This is a genomic window from Pantoea sp. KPR_PJ (assembly GCF_041386365.1).
Lineage (GTDB): Bacteria > Pseudomonadota > Gammaproteobacteria > Enterobacterales > Enterobacteriaceae > Pantoea.
This window is the reverse complement of the sequence record NZ_JABMIK010000004.1, coordinates 341042-355496: the sequence shown is the minus strand read 5'-3', so window position 1 is coordinate 355496 and position 14455 is coordinate 341042. Positions and strand designations below refer to the sequence as shown.

General features: G+C 56.3%; 13 protein-coding genes and 2 tRNA genes. 9 read left to right on the top strand and 6 right to left on the bottom strand.

The annotated features are described in order from the left end of the window. The first annotated feature begins 108 nt into the window (after positions 1–108). Both HP564_RS12195 and HP564_RS12190 read left to right on the top strand, forming a co-directional pair. Positions 109–195: transfer RNA gene (locus tag HP564_RS12195), tRNA-Leu, on the top strand. Positions 196–224: 29 nt separating this feature from the next. Next, positions 225–311, top strand: a tRNA-Leu gene (locus tag HP564_RS12190). A 44-nt stretch (positions 312–355) separates the two neighbouring features. Here HP564_RS12190 and HP564_RS12185 read toward each other — a convergent pair. Further along, positions 356–640 carry a DUF1435 domain-containing protein gene (locus tag HP564_RS12185; RefSeq protein ID WP_371243340.1) on the bottom strand — a complete coding sequence of 95 codons (285 nt, stop codon included), beginning with the start codon at positions 638–640 and terminating at the stop codon, positions 356–358. A 228-nt stretch (positions 641–868) separates the two neighbouring features. Here HP564_RS12185 and HP564_RS12180 point away from each other — a divergent pair, with 228 nt between their 5' ends. The 3 genes from HP564_RS12180 to HP564_RS12170 all read left to right on the top strand — a co-directional run bounded on the left by HP564_RS12180 (position 869) and on the right by HP564_RS12170 (position 3507). Then, entirely contained in the window at positions 869–1963 is a 1095-nt protein-coding gene (locus HP564_RS12180; protein ID WP_371243338.1) for a GGDEF domain-containing protein, read from the top strand. Between the two features lie 194 nt (positions 1964–2157). Further along, complete coding sequence (fhuF, locus tag HP564_RS12175) at positions 2158–2949, top strand: siderophore-iron reductase FhuF (protein WP_371243336.1); 792 nt, start codon at positions 2158–2160, stop codon at positions 2947–2949. Positions 2950–3042: 93 nt separating this feature from the next. Further along, a complete protein-coding gene (locus HP564_RS12170; protein WP_371243334.1) occupies positions 3043–3507 on the top strand; it encodes a YbaK/EbsC family protein in 465 nt (154 codons plus the stop codon). 24 nt (positions 3508–3531) lie between these two features. Here the strand turns inward: HP564_RS12170 and HP564_RS12165 are convergent, their stop codons facing one another. From HP564_RS12165 to HP564_RS12155, 3 genes are all read right to left on the bottom strand, one after another. Beyond that, positions 3532–4515, bottom strand: a complete 984-nt coding sequence (locus HP564_RS12165) for a nucleoside hydrolase (protein ID WP_371243332.1) — start codon at positions 4513–4515, stop codon at positions 3532–3534. Beyond that, positions 4512–5546 (bottom strand): LacI family DNA-binding transcriptional regulator, encoded by a 1035-nt coding sequence (locus tag HP564_RS12160; protein ID WP_371243330.1) that lies wholly within the window; start codon positions 5544–5546, stop codon positions 4512–4514. Before HP564_RS12160 ends, HP564_RS12165 begins: the two co-directional genes overlap by 4 nt. Before the next feature lie 79 nt (positions 5547–5625). Next, positions 5626–7014 carry an MFS transporter gene (locus tag HP564_RS12155; RefSeq protein WP_371243328.1) on the bottom strand — a complete coding sequence of 463 codons (1389 nt, stop codon included), beginning with the start codon at positions 7012–7014 and terminating at the stop codon, positions 5626–5628. A gap of 574 nt (positions 7015–7588) precedes the next feature. Between HP564_RS12155 and HP564_RS12150 the strand changes: the two genes are divergently transcribed. After that, the gene (locus HP564_RS12150) at positions 7589–8143 is read left to right on the top strand and encodes a histidine phosphatase family protein (RefSeq protein WP_371243326.1); all 555 of its coding nucleotides are present in this window, start codon (positions 7589–7591) and stop codon (positions 8141–8143) included. Here the strand turns inward: HP564_RS12150 and HP564_RS12145 are convergent. Then, complete coding sequence (locus tag HP564_RS12145; RefSeq protein ID WP_371243324.1) at positions 8136–9089, bottom strand: YncE family protein; 954 nt, start codon at positions 9087–9089, stop codon at positions 8136–8138. The two genes, HP564_RS12150 and HP564_RS12145, sit on opposite strands and share 8 nt — an antisense overlap. Before the next feature lie 426 nt (positions 9090–9515). Here HP564_RS12145 and HP564_RS12140 point away from each other — a divergent pair, with 426 nt between their 5' ends. Beyond that, entirely contained in the window at positions 9516–10529 is a 1014-nt protein-coding gene (locus HP564_RS12140) for a glycosyltransferase family 32 protein (RefSeq protein ID WP_371243322.1), read from the top strand. Here the strand turns inward: HP564_RS12140 and HP564_RS12135 are convergent. Next, on the bottom strand, positions 10503–11423 hold the full coding sequence (locus HP564_RS12135) for a LysR family transcriptional regulator (RefSeq protein WP_371243320.1): 921 nt from the start codon (positions 11421–11423) through the stop codon (positions 10503–10505). The two genes, HP564_RS12140 and HP564_RS12135, sit on opposite strands and share 27 nt — an antisense overlap. A gap of 120 nt (positions 11424–11543) precedes the next feature. Between HP564_RS12135 and HP564_RS12130 the strand changes: the two genes are divergently transcribed. Next, complete coding sequence (locus HP564_RS12130; protein WP_371243318.1) at positions 11544–11933, top strand: tautomerase family protein; 390 nt, start codon at positions 11544–11546, stop codon at positions 11931–11933. A 225-nt stretch (positions 11934–12158) separates the two neighbouring features. Beyond that, positions 12159–14450, top strand: coding sequence for a phosphatidylglycerol--membrane-oligosaccharide glycerophosphotransferase (opgB, locus tag HP564_RS12125; RefSeq protein ID WP_371243316.1), 2292 nt, complete (start codon positions 12159–12161; stop codon positions 14448–14450). Positions 14451–14455: the final 5 nt, after the last annotated feature.

Genomic DNA, 14455 nt, shown 5'->3' with positions numbered 1-14455 from the left:
GGAATTGGTAGACGCGCTAGCTTCAGGTGTTAGTGTTCTTACGGACGTGAGGGTTCAAGTCCCTCTCTTCGCACCAACAACCACGATTTTCATCTCGCATCGCACTGCGCGAAGGTGGCGGAATTGGTAGACGCGCTAGCTTCAGGTGTTAGTGTTCTTACGGACGTGAGGGTTCAAGTCCCTCTCTTCGCACCAATGCGGCGACATGAAAAGATAACTCCAATGCGAAGGTGGCGGAATTGGTAGACGCGCTAGCTTCAGGTGTTAGTGTCTTAACGGACGTGAGGGTTCAAGTCCCTCTCTTCGCACCAGAGTTGTCATCCCCTGACCGTCCCCCTCATGTATCTCTCTTGTTTTATATCGCATGAAAATTCACTGAAATGGCCGCTAAGCCGCCCGCTAATGCGAGGCAGGAAGGCAGCAGTAAATAGTGACGCAGTCGCCGATGAAACAGCATTACCACCGTTAACAGCAGCGTAATTATCATCACGATACGCCACTGGCTGAAACTCGGCTCCCACAGCGCAAAGCACGGCATCGCTGCACAGGGCAGCAGTACGCCCCATGCGCTATCCAGCCTTTTTCCCATCACCCAGCTGATTCCCCACAAGCCGCAGGCGGCAAGCATCGCCAGTACCATTACGTCGCCCTCATATGATAATCACTCTCATTATCATATGATAACAAATCTCATCTTGCAGCCTGTTTTTTTCCTGGCGGGACCGGAAGATGACAGACCAGTTGTAAAATGCTAGATTGCGGCCGATAACACCTTTCATAACACAGCTGATTTGCTCATTGTCCGGCAGAAGTGCTTATTTTCGCCGGAATGCGCTTTGATATTTCAGGGCCGTTTCGAGTATCAATAATGAAATTACAATCTTACGATGAACTGAAACACAGTAAATATCGGCTCTCGCTGATGCTATTTCTGTTTTTAAATGTCGCCGTTTCTCTTTTCTGCCTGATTCCTTTTACAGATTGTCCCCAAACGGAATTATCTGCGCCAGTTGTCACTATTACTTTCTTAAGCACCCTGACGTTATTTGCGTGTTTCATCAGGCCGAAAGCGAAATTCCCTTTATTAAATGCTGTTGCGCTACTGCTTGGTGCCCTGTGGGCGTGGCATATTTACCACCGTTATCATCAGGTTTTTCTTTTCGACAATCATTTTCTGATTATCAGCCTGCTGAGCGTTTTTTTTATCAGCGCCATTGCGCTGAGCGATTATCTGACGGCCTTCTGCCTGCATATCACCCCGCCGGTGGTAACCGTCTTGCTGCTGGATAATGGCCAGCATTTGACAATGCTGCTGCTGACTCTTTCCCTGCCGCTGATTGGTTTTTCTCTGCAACATCTGATGCGCCGACGTGTGGATCATTTTACCCGCCGCCTGATGCGTCAGCTGTATGAGGAGAAAGAGACTTTTAGCGATCTCAGCATGCTCGACCCCCTGACCGGTCTCTATAACCGACGCGGCCTGAAAAACCGGCTGGATAATATTCTGGAAAACCACGCCGGCAGCCACTTTGTTCTGCTTCTGGATATTGACCATTTCAAGGCCTACAACGATAACTACGGCCATGCAATGGGCGACCAGGCGCTGGCGCGCGTATCAGTAGCCATTCGTGATGCGGTGCGCTCGCGCGATGTCGTTGTGCGCTACGGCGGCGAAGAATTCCTGGTCCTTATGACCAATGTGAATGCCTCAATTGCCATGAAGCTGGCAGAGCGTATTCGCCAGTACGTTGTCGACCTGGAGATCCCTCACCGGTTCAACGAGAAGGTTTCAACGCACGTCACCATCAGCGCGGGTATTGCGCCCATCTTTGATGATGAATTTGATCAGGCCGTTGCCAATGCCGATCGTGCGCTCTACGTAGCTAAAAATCAGGGGCGCAATACTATTCTTGCCTGGGAAGATTTACCCAAGATCGTGCCAGTCAGTAGCGAAGCGCTGTAGTCTGATCATCAGCGCTCCGGCGATAAACCGCATCTGCTTCCTGTCGCCGCCCCTCTTTTCAGGAAAACAGACCGGACCTCCTCACTCTGCCGCTGCGCTGTTTTTTCGCGCAGCAACCTCACCGACCCGCTTGTGAATGGGACTAAGAACGATTATCATTCTTTCTTCTCTGATTTGCGGGCACGTTATTCAGCATGTCAATTATCAGGCAGCAACCTCAACACTTTCAGCACAGTCGGCCGATCTTTATGCAGGGCGATCGTTCACTGGCATGCGCCCTGCGCGATTTAATTCGTGAGCAGCGCAGTTCCATGCTGGAGACCTTTCATTTTAGTGAAGAGGTGCCGTCAGATACCCTTACGCTGGCCGACTGGTCACAGTCAGCACACTTCCCGGTGCTGGCGCAGCGCTACGCTGACTACCTCTATCGACAGCACCCTGACGCCGTGCAGGAAGCAAAGCCGGTACAGTCACTCTGGGCACAATGGTATTTTGGCCTGCTGCTGCCGCCGCTGATGCTGGCGCTGCTGGCTGAATCACGCGCGCTCGACTGTTCACCCCAGCATATTCACGTTCAGTTTCACGAGCAGGGTTATCCCTGCGCCTTCTGGATCAATGCCAGGGAAGATGAGGAGGCGCGCTACCTCAATGCCCCACAGCGCATTGACCGCCTGATTCAGCAACATCTGATCCCCGCAGTAAACGCCATCACGCAGCACGGCGGCATTAACGCCCGGCTCATCTGGAACAATATGGGCTTCTCGTTTTACTGGTTCCTCGGTGAACTCAGGACATTGCTGGATGAAGCGACCATCCTGCAACTTGAACAGGCGCTTTTTTTCACCCGTCGTCTCCTGGACGGCAGTGATAACCCCCTTTACCGCACTATGCTGCCGCGCGACGGCGAAATGGTCAGGCGTAGCTGCTGTCAGCGCTATCGCATTCCTGACGTTGAGCGCTGCGGCAACTGCACGCTGAGCCTGTAAACGCGCCCGGCAACGCGATTTTCGCCTTTCTCCCGTTTACACTTTTTCCACCTTGTGGCAGCTTTTACGCCTTCGATCTGCATGGAGAAAGAGATGAGCCTGGAGTCGGTACGGCAGTTTTTCGCCGAGCATGCCCCTGAAATCGACATTATTGAGATGTCGCAAAGCACAGCTACCGTTGAAATGGCTGCGCGCGTTCACGGCGTTACGCCCGGACAGATTGCTAAAACCCTGTCACTGAAAGTCAAAGATGAGGTGGTGCTGATCGTGACGCGCGGCGATGCGCGGCTGGATAACCGCAAGCTGAAAGCCGCACTGGGCGCGAAAGCACGTATGCTGAGCGTGGATGAGGTTGTGAACTGGACGGGTCATCCGGTCGGCGGCGTCTGCCCGTTTGGTCTGGAGAATCCGCTCAAGGTTTACTGCGATCAATCACTGCGTCAGTTTGATGAGGTCTTGCCCGCAGCCGGTGCAACCCACAGTGCCGTGCGTATTACGCCAGCGCGCATGGCGGAGCTGACGCAGGCAGAATGGGTAGACGTGTGCGAAGCGCTGTGACATGCCGCGCGGGGTAAAGGCGATTCAGCGAGAGAGCTGCGTCAGTGCATCTTCAATAATCGACAGCAGCAAAGCGTTATCGACATGATGCAGCACATGCACCAGCGCCCCCGTATTCGCAGGAATGCCGACGTCGATACGCAGCGGATTGCGGTAGCGCCAGCTTTTGCCGCGCGTGGCCCCGGGGCGTAGCTCAATATCGACCCGATAGTCGGTGCCGTTTGCCACGCGCTGGTTCAGTAACCAGGCGACCACCAGCACGTCATGGATCCAGCTACCCGGCAGACGACGGGTGCGAATCGAATAGTCGATCCACGGGCGCAGCGTATCACGCACAAAGAGCGACAGCGGGTGATCGCTGGTAGTAATCCGCGTCAGATCCTGATGGGTAAGCAGCGTCTGCGTGGTGACATCCATTGGCACCAGCGTGATGGCCGCGCCACTGTGCAGCACCTGATGCGCCGCTTCGGGATCGAGTCCAAAATTGGTGTCCTTGATGTAATCATCCAGCGCAAAAACACCGCCCATGATAACAATCTCTGCTACCGCTTCTGCCATTGCCGGATAGCGTTGTAGCGCGGCAGCGATGTTGGTCAGCGGGCCAATCGCCACCAGCGTAATCTGGCCCGGGTTATTGCAAATCAGCTCGCCTATTGCGCCAGCCGCATCATCACCATCTGCCGCGACGGGAGCAGGTGCACGCACGCCTTGCCACAGCGCCTTCATGTCAGGCTGCACGCGATTATCGAGCGCCGCACGCCAGGGCGCCGGATCTTCTTTCAACGCCTGCGTTGCGCCCTGCACCACCGGAACCGACGAATTAAGACGCATCAGCAGATCCTTCGCCACCTGCGCGCCCGTTTCGCTTGGGGTATTTCCCGCCACTGTGGTGATCAGCTCCACCGACAGGGCCGGTGAGGCCAGCGCCAGGGCAATGGCCAGTCCATCATCCGTATTGGCCCCGGCGATACCATTACCCGGATCGCAGTCAATAATCACTCTTTTCATTTTAATATCGTCTTGTTCCCTGTTTGCGGCAGGCAGCCGCAGGATTCGCCTGTTTCAAGGTAGTGTGGAAATTCCTGAATTTTCGCCTCGCCATCCCAGTTTTGCAGCATGCTAATCGCGCTGCGTGCCATCTCCCGCAGCGGCTGGCGCACAGAGGTCAGCGTCGGAACGGTAAAGGCTGACTGTTCGGTGCCGTTAAAACAGACCAGCGCGACATCGTGCGGCACGCGAATGCCCTGTTCGGCGAAGGCGCGCAGGCAGCCAAGCGCCTGACCTTCGTTACTGGCAAACAGCGCTCGCGGTACGCCCGGACCTGCCAGCATGCGCTGCGCCGCTTCATAGCCGCCCTGCCGCGTGTAGCTGGCCGCAAAGATCAGCGACTCATCGACTGGCACCTTGTGTGCCATCATCGCGTCGCGCCAGCCCTGAACGCGATCCTGCGCGTTCATCATCTCCAGCGGACCACGAATCATGCCAGCCTGCTGGTATCCATGGCTCAGTAGATGGGAGGTCACCTGAAATGCCGCCTGTCGTTCATCAACGCGCAGCATACAGACGCCAGGCTGCGGCTCGACACGATCCAGCATCACAAAGGGGGTGCCGCTGGCCTGAATGACGTCAATGTAGGGATGGCGATCGACGCTGTTGTAAAACAGGCCGTCTACCTGGCGGTTCAGCAGACCATGGATCAGCTCCAGCTCACGCTGACGGTCATCGCCTGCGTCCCCAAGCAGCATAACGTGGCCATGATCCAGCGATTCCTGTAGCAGCACATGGGCCATGGACGCGACAAAAGGGTTACTGATATTCGGCACAATCAGGCCATAGGTTTTGGTGCTGCCTGATGCCAGCGCGCGCGCCACTCCGTTCGGGCGATAGCCGGTCAGCTGAATAGCATCCAGCACGCGCTGCCGCGTGCTTTCCGCTACCGGGCGCGGGCCGTTATTGATGACGTAGCTGACCACCGCAACCGATGTGCCTGCAATTTTCGCTACGTCGCTGCGCGTAACTTTGCCTGGCGGCTGTTTCAACCTTTTCGCTCCTGATCTAAACACGACAGGCCGTGAATCATCACGGCCTGTTCGGTTGTGTGCGACGGCGAGTGCCGTACTAAATGGCGTCTTCCGGTAAATTGAGATCGCGCCCTCGCGTTTCTGGCGCAACAAACGTGGTAAAGAAACCGATAGCGGCCATGGCGGCAAAGTAAATCGCGATCGGCCACCAGTGCCCGCTCCACGAAAGCATTGCAGCCGCCAGCAGCGGTGCCGTGCCGCCCGACAGAATCGACCCCAACTCTTTGGCAACGGCCATCTTGGTATAACGATGTCTGACGCCAAACATCTCTACGCCCCAGGCAGCCTGTACGCCGTAGATGCCGAGCGACGCCAGCGCCATTCCCACAACGATGACCGGAATCACAATCGCGGGTTCCCGGCTGTCGAGCAGCGAAAAGGCGGGCCAGGCATAGAGCATCAGCAACAGACAAAACCCACGGTAGGTAATACGACGACCAAACCGATCGGAGAGCCAGCCTGCCAGCGGGATAATGGCGAAACCCAGCACCGAGGCGATAAATACGGCTGTCGTCGGCACTGACTTGTCGACCATCAGCACTTTCGCTACGTAGCCCACCATAAAGCCCTGCGCCAGATACGAGGGGCCGTTCTCACCAATACGCAGTCCCACCAGCGTCCAGAATGCACGCGTGCGCGGCCAGAACCCACGCCTGTCAACGTCGGGCTGCGCGGTGTAAACAGCGGCGCGCTCTGCTTCAAGCTCCTGCTTTCTGCGTTCAAAGACAGGGGTTTCGCGCAGATGGCGGCGGATCCACAGGGCCGCCAGCGCAATCAGTACGCTGCTGAGAAAAGGAATACGCCACCCCCAGGCCAGCAGGCTCTGTTGATCCATCTGCACTACCGCCAGCCAGACCAGCGAGGCCAGCAGCGTGCCGCTGTTGGAACCCAAAGCAATCACCGATGAGACCAGCCCGCGCCGCTCGACCGGCGCATATTCGCCCAGCATGACGGTACCGCCCGACAGCTCTGCCCCGGCACCCAACCCCTGGGTAAAGCGCAGCAGCACCAGACAGGCGGGTGCCCAGAGGCCAATCGTGGCATAGCTGGGGATAAGCCCGATCAAGGTCGTGGAAGCCCCCATCAGAATGATGGTGATCACCATCACCACCTTTCGCCCTTTACGATCGCCAATCCAGCCAAACAGCACTGCGCCGATCGGGCGGGCGATAAATCCCACCGACCAGGTAGCAAAGCTCGATAACAGCGCCATGGCAGGCGTTGCCTGTGGAAAGAAAACGTCACCAAAGATAATGCCCGCCGCCAGGCCATAGAGCGCGAAGTCCGCGTACTCCATAGCAGTGCCAAGCCAGCAGGATAAGGTTGCGCGCCAGAAATCACGGCGGCCAGAAGAGGTAGCAAGCCGCTCGTCGGCGGCAGAATGTAAAGACGACGGTGCATTTCCGTCAGCATGTGGAGCGGTCATACTCTTTCCCTGTTTCAGCGATCGATAACGCCCTTCCGTGGGACGATTCCCTGATGCAACTCAGGATCCCCCGGGTGGCGATGGTCAGTTGGCTAACTTTTATTGCAGTCAGTAAAGGTTTCCCTGGTGTCAGGATCTTTGTATCTCTGCTGCTCTCTGCCGATGTTAAGCACCGGTCGCGTTAAACAGGCAAAGACTCAACCTGTAAGCCATTCTCGCATCGTCCACCGCGAGTAATCACTGACCACCAGTCTATCTACGCGCGTAGATAAATCAAGTAAATTTAGCCTTGAAGATCGACATCCTCATACAACAAACCCCGTAAAAACCCATTTAAAATAATAAAATCATTAACTTAAATAAATAAAACTCAACCAAAAAGAATTGGTTTCATTTGGTACATAACATTTTCTCTTAATATTACCCTCAGGCAACCTGTGTGATGTGGGCAGGCAATAGTCTCGCCTGATATCATGATCTTCTGATGACGGGCCGTGATTTTTTGCCTGCCGGTGGCTAAATTTCAACATCAGGCGGCTTTGCATTAGGCTTAAGGAAGCTAAGCGGGAGCCCTATGACCATTATCCTGATGAGACACGGAAAGCCGGAACACCGGATGGCAGGCCGCCTTAATGCGCAGGCTCTGGCAGACTGGTGCGAAGCTTATGATATGGCGCTGGTGTGCGATACGCCGCCCGAACGCAGCATCACTATTGCGCGCCAGGCCTCGGTGGTGGTGTGCAGCCCACTTCCGCGTGCGCGCTCGTCGCTGGCGCGTCTGGGTCTGCATCCGGTAGAGGTGGATGCGCTGTTCAGCGAAGTTTCTCTTCCGCTGGTGACCTCGCCGCGCCTTGAACTGCCGACGCTTCTCTGGTTAACCGCGCTGCGCATGCTGTGGCTGTGCGGCTACGCAGGAGAAAGTGAATCGCTACTCTGTGCGCGAAAGCGTGCCGCCCGCGCCGCTGACAAGCTGATTGCGCTGTCAGAACAGGGAACGGTGCTGCTGCTGGGCCACGGTCTGATGAATAAAATGATTGCGCGTGAACTACGCAAGCGCGGCTGGCAGGCGGAAAAACATGCCAGCAGCCGTCACTGGAGCTCGGCAATTTACCACCGCCCTTTTATCTGAGCAGACTAAAAAAGCTCAGTACTTCACAGCCGGTGCCAACGCGCGGTGTCGCGATAACGGTTCCCTGAGTCAGATCGATCACGCTTAGCGTGCCGTCGCCTTCATTGGCAATCAGCAACTGCTGGTTATCCTCGCTGAAACAGCCATCCATGGGTTTATTGCCAACGGCAATATCGCCAAGCGGATTGAGCAGATCGTCGAACAGCGTGACGACTGGCTCCTCATCGCCGATTGCCACCAGCCGCTCGCCGTCAGCACTAAAGCGCACCACCTGACATGGCTGCTGATGCCCGGGCAACGCCAGCCGCTGGCGAATACGGTGGCTCTGGCGGTCGATAACGTAGAGGTGCGGTGCATCGGCGGCGCTGGCGACCAGATAGGGGTGCTTTGGCGATGCCGCAATGCCGGCGATGGGGCCAGGCAGCAAAATAGTATCAATTACCCGCCCTTCCGCTTCGCACAAATCCACCACGGTAATGCTGGCATCCTCTTCATTGTCGGTAAACAGCTTGCGCCCGCTGGGTGAAAGCGTCAGCCGGTGGGCATTATGCGACGGGATGGGAATGATTTTCTCCACGCGGTCGCTGACCGGATCGATGACGGCAACCGCCGCACTGCTTTCGCAGCAGAGATAGACTTTACCGTCGCGGCCCAGCTGACCGCTGTGTGGCGAACGTAACGGAGAGAGATCGATAAAGCCGCTGATCTCACGCTTCGCCAGATCGATCACCGCGATCTTATGGCCCGGATGCGGATTGTCACCATGCACACCGTCGCCATAGATGGGCACATAGGCTTTGTGCCACGGCGTCAGCATCAGCAACTCGTGTGGGCGCGGCGGAAAAGCATTAAGCTCGCGCTGCACAACAAAACTTTCTGGATCGAGAAACAGTACGCGGTTGCCCTGCTTGTCGACCGCCAGCAGTCCACGGGTTTGTTCAGACATAGCGCCTCCTTTTCTCAGTAAGCCCTCCTTAAGCGTAGACAAATGCCGTTATGCCATCAGCCACCGGGCAAAACATCAGCGTGGCTTAACGGCGTCATTAACGCGAATAACTCTGCCATTAAGAGAAAAATCGCCTGAGCGCTAAATAAACCACGGCGAAATTAAGAATTCCTTTATTTATTTCCTCAGACAAGAGCGTGGCGAATTTAAAGATATATAAATAAATACCGAAGGCGGTAAGCGATAAACAGATCCAGCGCATTCCGTATTATCTGAAATTAAGCAAAAGTCGTAGCGCGCCTATAAATAATGCTTTATTAAATCGTTGAAGAGAATTTAAACACAGCAGTGAGGAAACTAACGCGCACTCTGCGCTGCGCCTCACCAGGGAAAACCCGCAGCAATAATCACAATAACAGGTGCCTTATGAATCAACACCGTCAACACCCTGCACATACGCTCTGGCGCAACTGGAAACGTGTCTCTTTTAGCAGTCAAATGCTGTGGCAAAAGAAAAAGCACAGCGCGCTGACCGCGCCTGAATATGACGCCAGCCAGGAAGAAAACCTGGTCATTTTGTCGGCGGAGAAAGCGCCGGACGCGATCCCGAAAACCATCTGGATGTACTGGCATGACGATCAGCTGCCGCCTTCGCTGCGCCTCAGCATCAATCAGCTGCGTCAGGACAATCCCGACCATTCGCTGCATCTGGTCACACAGAGTACGCTGGCACAGTGGCTGCCAGATTTAACCTTTATCTCTGCCGATCTGACCGCCGCGCATAAAAGTGAAATTATTCGGCTTGAGCTGCTCTATCGTTTTGGTGGTATCAGTATCGACTGCGGCACCCTGCTGTTTGAAAAGCTCGACTGGGTGCATCAGGTTCAGCAGGAAAAGCCTATGGACGTGATTGGTTATTATCATGAAACCAGCACGCTTAATTTCCTGTCACCCGTTATCGAAAGCTGGTTTATCGCCGCCGCACCGGGCAATGCCTTTATTCGCGAATGGCTGAAGCAGCTGGCTCCCGTTAAAAATCTCGGCGCACATAATTTTATTCATGAGCTGAAGAAGCGTGACGACTATCCGCTTATCGTGCAGAAGATCCCTCATCCGGTACAGGCGCTGTTATCGCTGGCCCAGCAGGTGGCTATTAAGGAATATCGCCGCGTGAATCTCTATTTACGCAAAGCTGACGCCAACGCGTGGTTTTACCAGCAGCTACATGCCGGCAACAGTGATGCATTCGCCTGCTCGGTGCTGTTTCACCAGCGTCCGCAAACGCCGCCGCCGGTGATCAGGCTGAGCAAAGATGAACGTCTGCATCTCGACTTCAATTTGCGCATTGGCCTCTATAACCGCGCCAGCCTGCTGGGCGGCATGATGGTGGCACCGACGCGCATGGCGCTGCCATCATCCGTGGATAAAGCGCGCGCGTAACCAGCTTGTCAGGGTGGTTACCGCGCGCGGCACCTGGGCGCTGTATGGCCGAACGATCCACAGCTTTTCTGCAAATGCCTCTACGGCTCGCCAGCGCGGCAGCACCTGCTGCAGCGCGCCGGAGCCCAGCGCTTCGCTGGCGCTGAAGTCCGGCAGCATGGCGATGCCCAGTCCCTGTAGCGCCGCATCACGTATCGACTCGCTGTTATTGGTGGCGAAGCTTCCCTGAATACGCACCCGCACCCGCTCTTCCTGCGTCACGCTGGCGAAAGTCCAGTAGGGAGATTCGACGCCGCGCGGATAATACAGGCAGTTGTGCTGCACCAGCTCCTGCGGCGTCTGCGGTGCCCCCTGCGCGGCCAGATAAGCCGGTGAAGCGACCAGCAGCGTGCGCGTATCGCACAGCGGCAGCGCAACGTGGGTTTCCGGCAGCGTATCGCTGTGGCGTATCGCCAGATCGAAGCCTTCGCTGCCAAGCGACACGAGGCGATCCGTTACGTCAAGCTGCAGGCGAATCTGCGGATAGGTCCGCAAAAAATCGCCAACCACAGGGATCAGCTGCTGACGCGCAAACGCCACCGGTGCGCTGATGCGTACCAGGCCGCGCACCGGACCGGCGGCATCGCGCACGCTGAAGAAGCCCTGCGCAATGCGTGTAAAGGGTTCACGCAGCTCCTCCACCAGCTTTTCACCTGCCGACGTTAGCCTGACGCTGCGCGTGGTGCGCTGTACCAGCGCCACGCCTGCGGCCTGCTCCAGCGCTTTAATTTTCTGGCTCATCGCCGCCTTACTGACCTCAAGCCGTTCTGCAGCGCGGGTAAAACTGCCCTGCTCCGCCAGCACCAGCAGCCAGTGCAGATGGATCCAGAGCGCATCCGTTTTGATCTCTTGCATCGTTAATTGTTCACTATGGTGAATAATCAGTTCAGCGAGCGCGCTTTTTCTTTGCCCGCAGAACGGTCAGGATAAGGGCATCAGCATACGTAAAAGTGTCGTTCAAGAGGAGAGATAGTGATGCCTTTGCTGCAATTTGACGTGATACAGGGCCGTTCGGAATCTGAAATGCGTACGCTGCTGGATGCCGCGCACCGTGCGGTTCTGACGGCTTTTAAGGTACCTGCGCGCGATCGCTACCAGATTGTTCACGAAAACAAGGCTTACCAGATGGTGTTTCAGGATACCGGCCTGGGCTTTAGCCGCAGCGATAATCTGGTAATGGTGCGCGTCTATACCAGCCCGCGCAGCACGGAGCAGAAGCAACTTTTTATGGCAGAGCTGGCGCGTGAACTGCGAGAAAGCAGCGGCGTAGAGGGCAAGGATTTGATGATCAGCTTTATCACCAATGAAAAAGGTGACTGGAGCTTTGCCGACGGCGAGGCCCAGTATCTTACCGGGCGGCTTTAGTCGCCTCTCCTGCCGGTTGGCTTTGATTTAACGCATTTTTCCCCTGATCCAGACGAGGGTCCCCCGCCTCTCGTCTGCACTTTATTTCTGAAAGATTATCCACTGCACAATTCGGGCGCCGCAGGTTGCAGCGTTATGACAGCCATTATAGATTGACGCCAGTTACTCCACGCTTAACGCGGGCCGCGCAGGAAGCGCTGATTCATTTCAAAAGAGGATCTGACGTTGTCCGAATTTATTTCGACAGGGCTATTTCTGGCCGCTATCGCTGTTTACGCCTGTAAAGCCGGGCGAAATAAAATCTGGTTTTCCCTGATCTTGCTCTTGCTGATGCTGTTCGTGGTACTTAATGCCACGCTCTACGCCAGCAACTATTTTACCGGCGACGGCATCAACGATGCGGTGCTTTATACCCTGACTAACAGCCTGACCGGAGCGGGCGTCAGTAAATATGTCGTGCCTGCGATCGGCCTGATTTTAGTCCTGTTTCTGCTGGTCTGCCTGCTGAGCTGGCTCTTACGCCGCCATGAGCGGCCACATCATCTTGGCTGGAGTCTGCTGGCGGTCGCCTGCGCCGCCGGATCGGTGCAGACCACCCCCGCGTTTCGCCAGGTTGCCAGCCTGGTCGCCTCGCATACCCAACTGGCGGATTCTGACTTCGACAGCTATTACAAAGTGCCGCAAAAGCGCATCGACAGCCCGCAGCTCAACCTGGTCTATATCTACGGTGAAAGCCTGGAGCGCACCTACTTTGACGACCAGGTGTTCCCCGGCCTGACGCCAGAGCTGGGCCGCGAAAAGGCACAGAGTATCGACTTCAGCAACACCGTGCAGCTGCCGGGCACTGACTACACCATCGCGGGCATGGTGGCCTCGCAGTGCGGCATTCCGCTGTTTGCCCCTTTCGACGGCAACGCCTCTGCCGCGCTCTCCAGTTTCTATCCGCAAAATATCTGTCTTGGCGATATTCTGAAAAATTCCGGCTATGAGAACTGGTTTATTCAGGGCGCAGATCTGCGCTTCGCCGGCAAAGATATCTTTTTAAAATCGCACGGTTTTGATCCCGACAATATGTACGGCTCGCAGGAGCTGAAAGATCGCGTTGCCGATGCTGGCTACCGCAATAACTGGGGTTACTACGATGACACCGTGATGGATGAGGTGTTCGAAAAGTATGAGGCGCTGTCGCGCCAGCAAAAACGCTTTGCTCTCTTTGCGCTGACCGTCGACACCCATCATCCCGACGGCTTTATCTCGCGCAGCTGTCAGCGTAGAAGCTACAGCTACGAGGGCAAACCCAATCAGTCTTTTAGCGCGGTCGCCTGTTCGCAGGAGCATATTGCCCGGCTGATTGCCCGCATCAAAGCATCGCCGTGGTTCAAAAACACGGTGATCGTGGTGACCTCCGATCACCTGGCGATGAACAACACGGCGCATTCCTACCTGATCAAACAGCCGCGCCGCGATCTCTTTATGGTGATCCGTGGCGATCGCCCGCAGGCTGAGGTGATCGATCAGCCACGCAGCACGCTGGATAACGGCGCGACGGTGCTCGATATACTCGGCGGCGACAAGGCGATCGGTCTGGGCCGCAGCAGCCTGGCCGGTGCAACGCTGGCAGGCCAGTTCGACGATTTTCAGAACCACATTGGCCGCTGGAAAGCGGATATCATTCAGCTGTGGAACTTCCCGAAAAAGCTCGATCGTTTCGTTATCGATCAGGCGAAAAATAGCTTCAGCTTCTCCGGGGCCACCTTCCGCCTGCCGATTCTGTTCCGCGTTAACGAAAGCCACGTTGAGCCGCTGCCGGAAGGGGAATACTCCGCGCCGCTGCGCTATCAGCTGGCCGATTTTACCGCCGGTGAGAAGTTTGTCTGGGTGGATCGCTGCTTCCGCATGGCGCGGCTGTGGAAGCCGGAACTGGCGCTCTCTACCGATCTCTGTCTGGCAATGGGACAGCTCGGCGGTCAGCCGAGCGTGACGCGCATCGATAAGCCGCAGTGGAAAGGTCAGGTGCAGTTTCCGCAAAGCGTGCTGAGCAGCGAGCAATATCAGCGCAATCAGCAGATGATCCGCATCGAAGATAACGATATTCGCTACGATGCCGATCGCTTTCTGTTCGCCGTGCCGGGCGCGCCGGGCAGCGTGAAACGCTTTAGCGGTATCTCACGCTGGGAGAACTGGGGCCGCTGGTCGAACGCCAACCTCGCCCCTGAGGTCAGCATCGAATATGTCGATCCGCTGCCCGCCCGTTTTGACCTGGTGATCACCGCGCGCGCCTTTGGGGCCAACGCGCACCGCCCGATTCCGGTGCGCGTCGGCGATCAGCAGCAGATGCTGACGCTGGGCGAGGCGCTCTCGACCACCACGCTCCACTTCACCAATCCCAACGGCAGCCATACGCTCAACATTGCTCCGCCGGAGCCGCAGCAGAGCAGCCTGGACAATATTACCGGCCAGGCTCCGCGACGACTGGGCATCGGCATGGTCGATATCCAGATCGTGCCGCAAAGTTAAGGCAG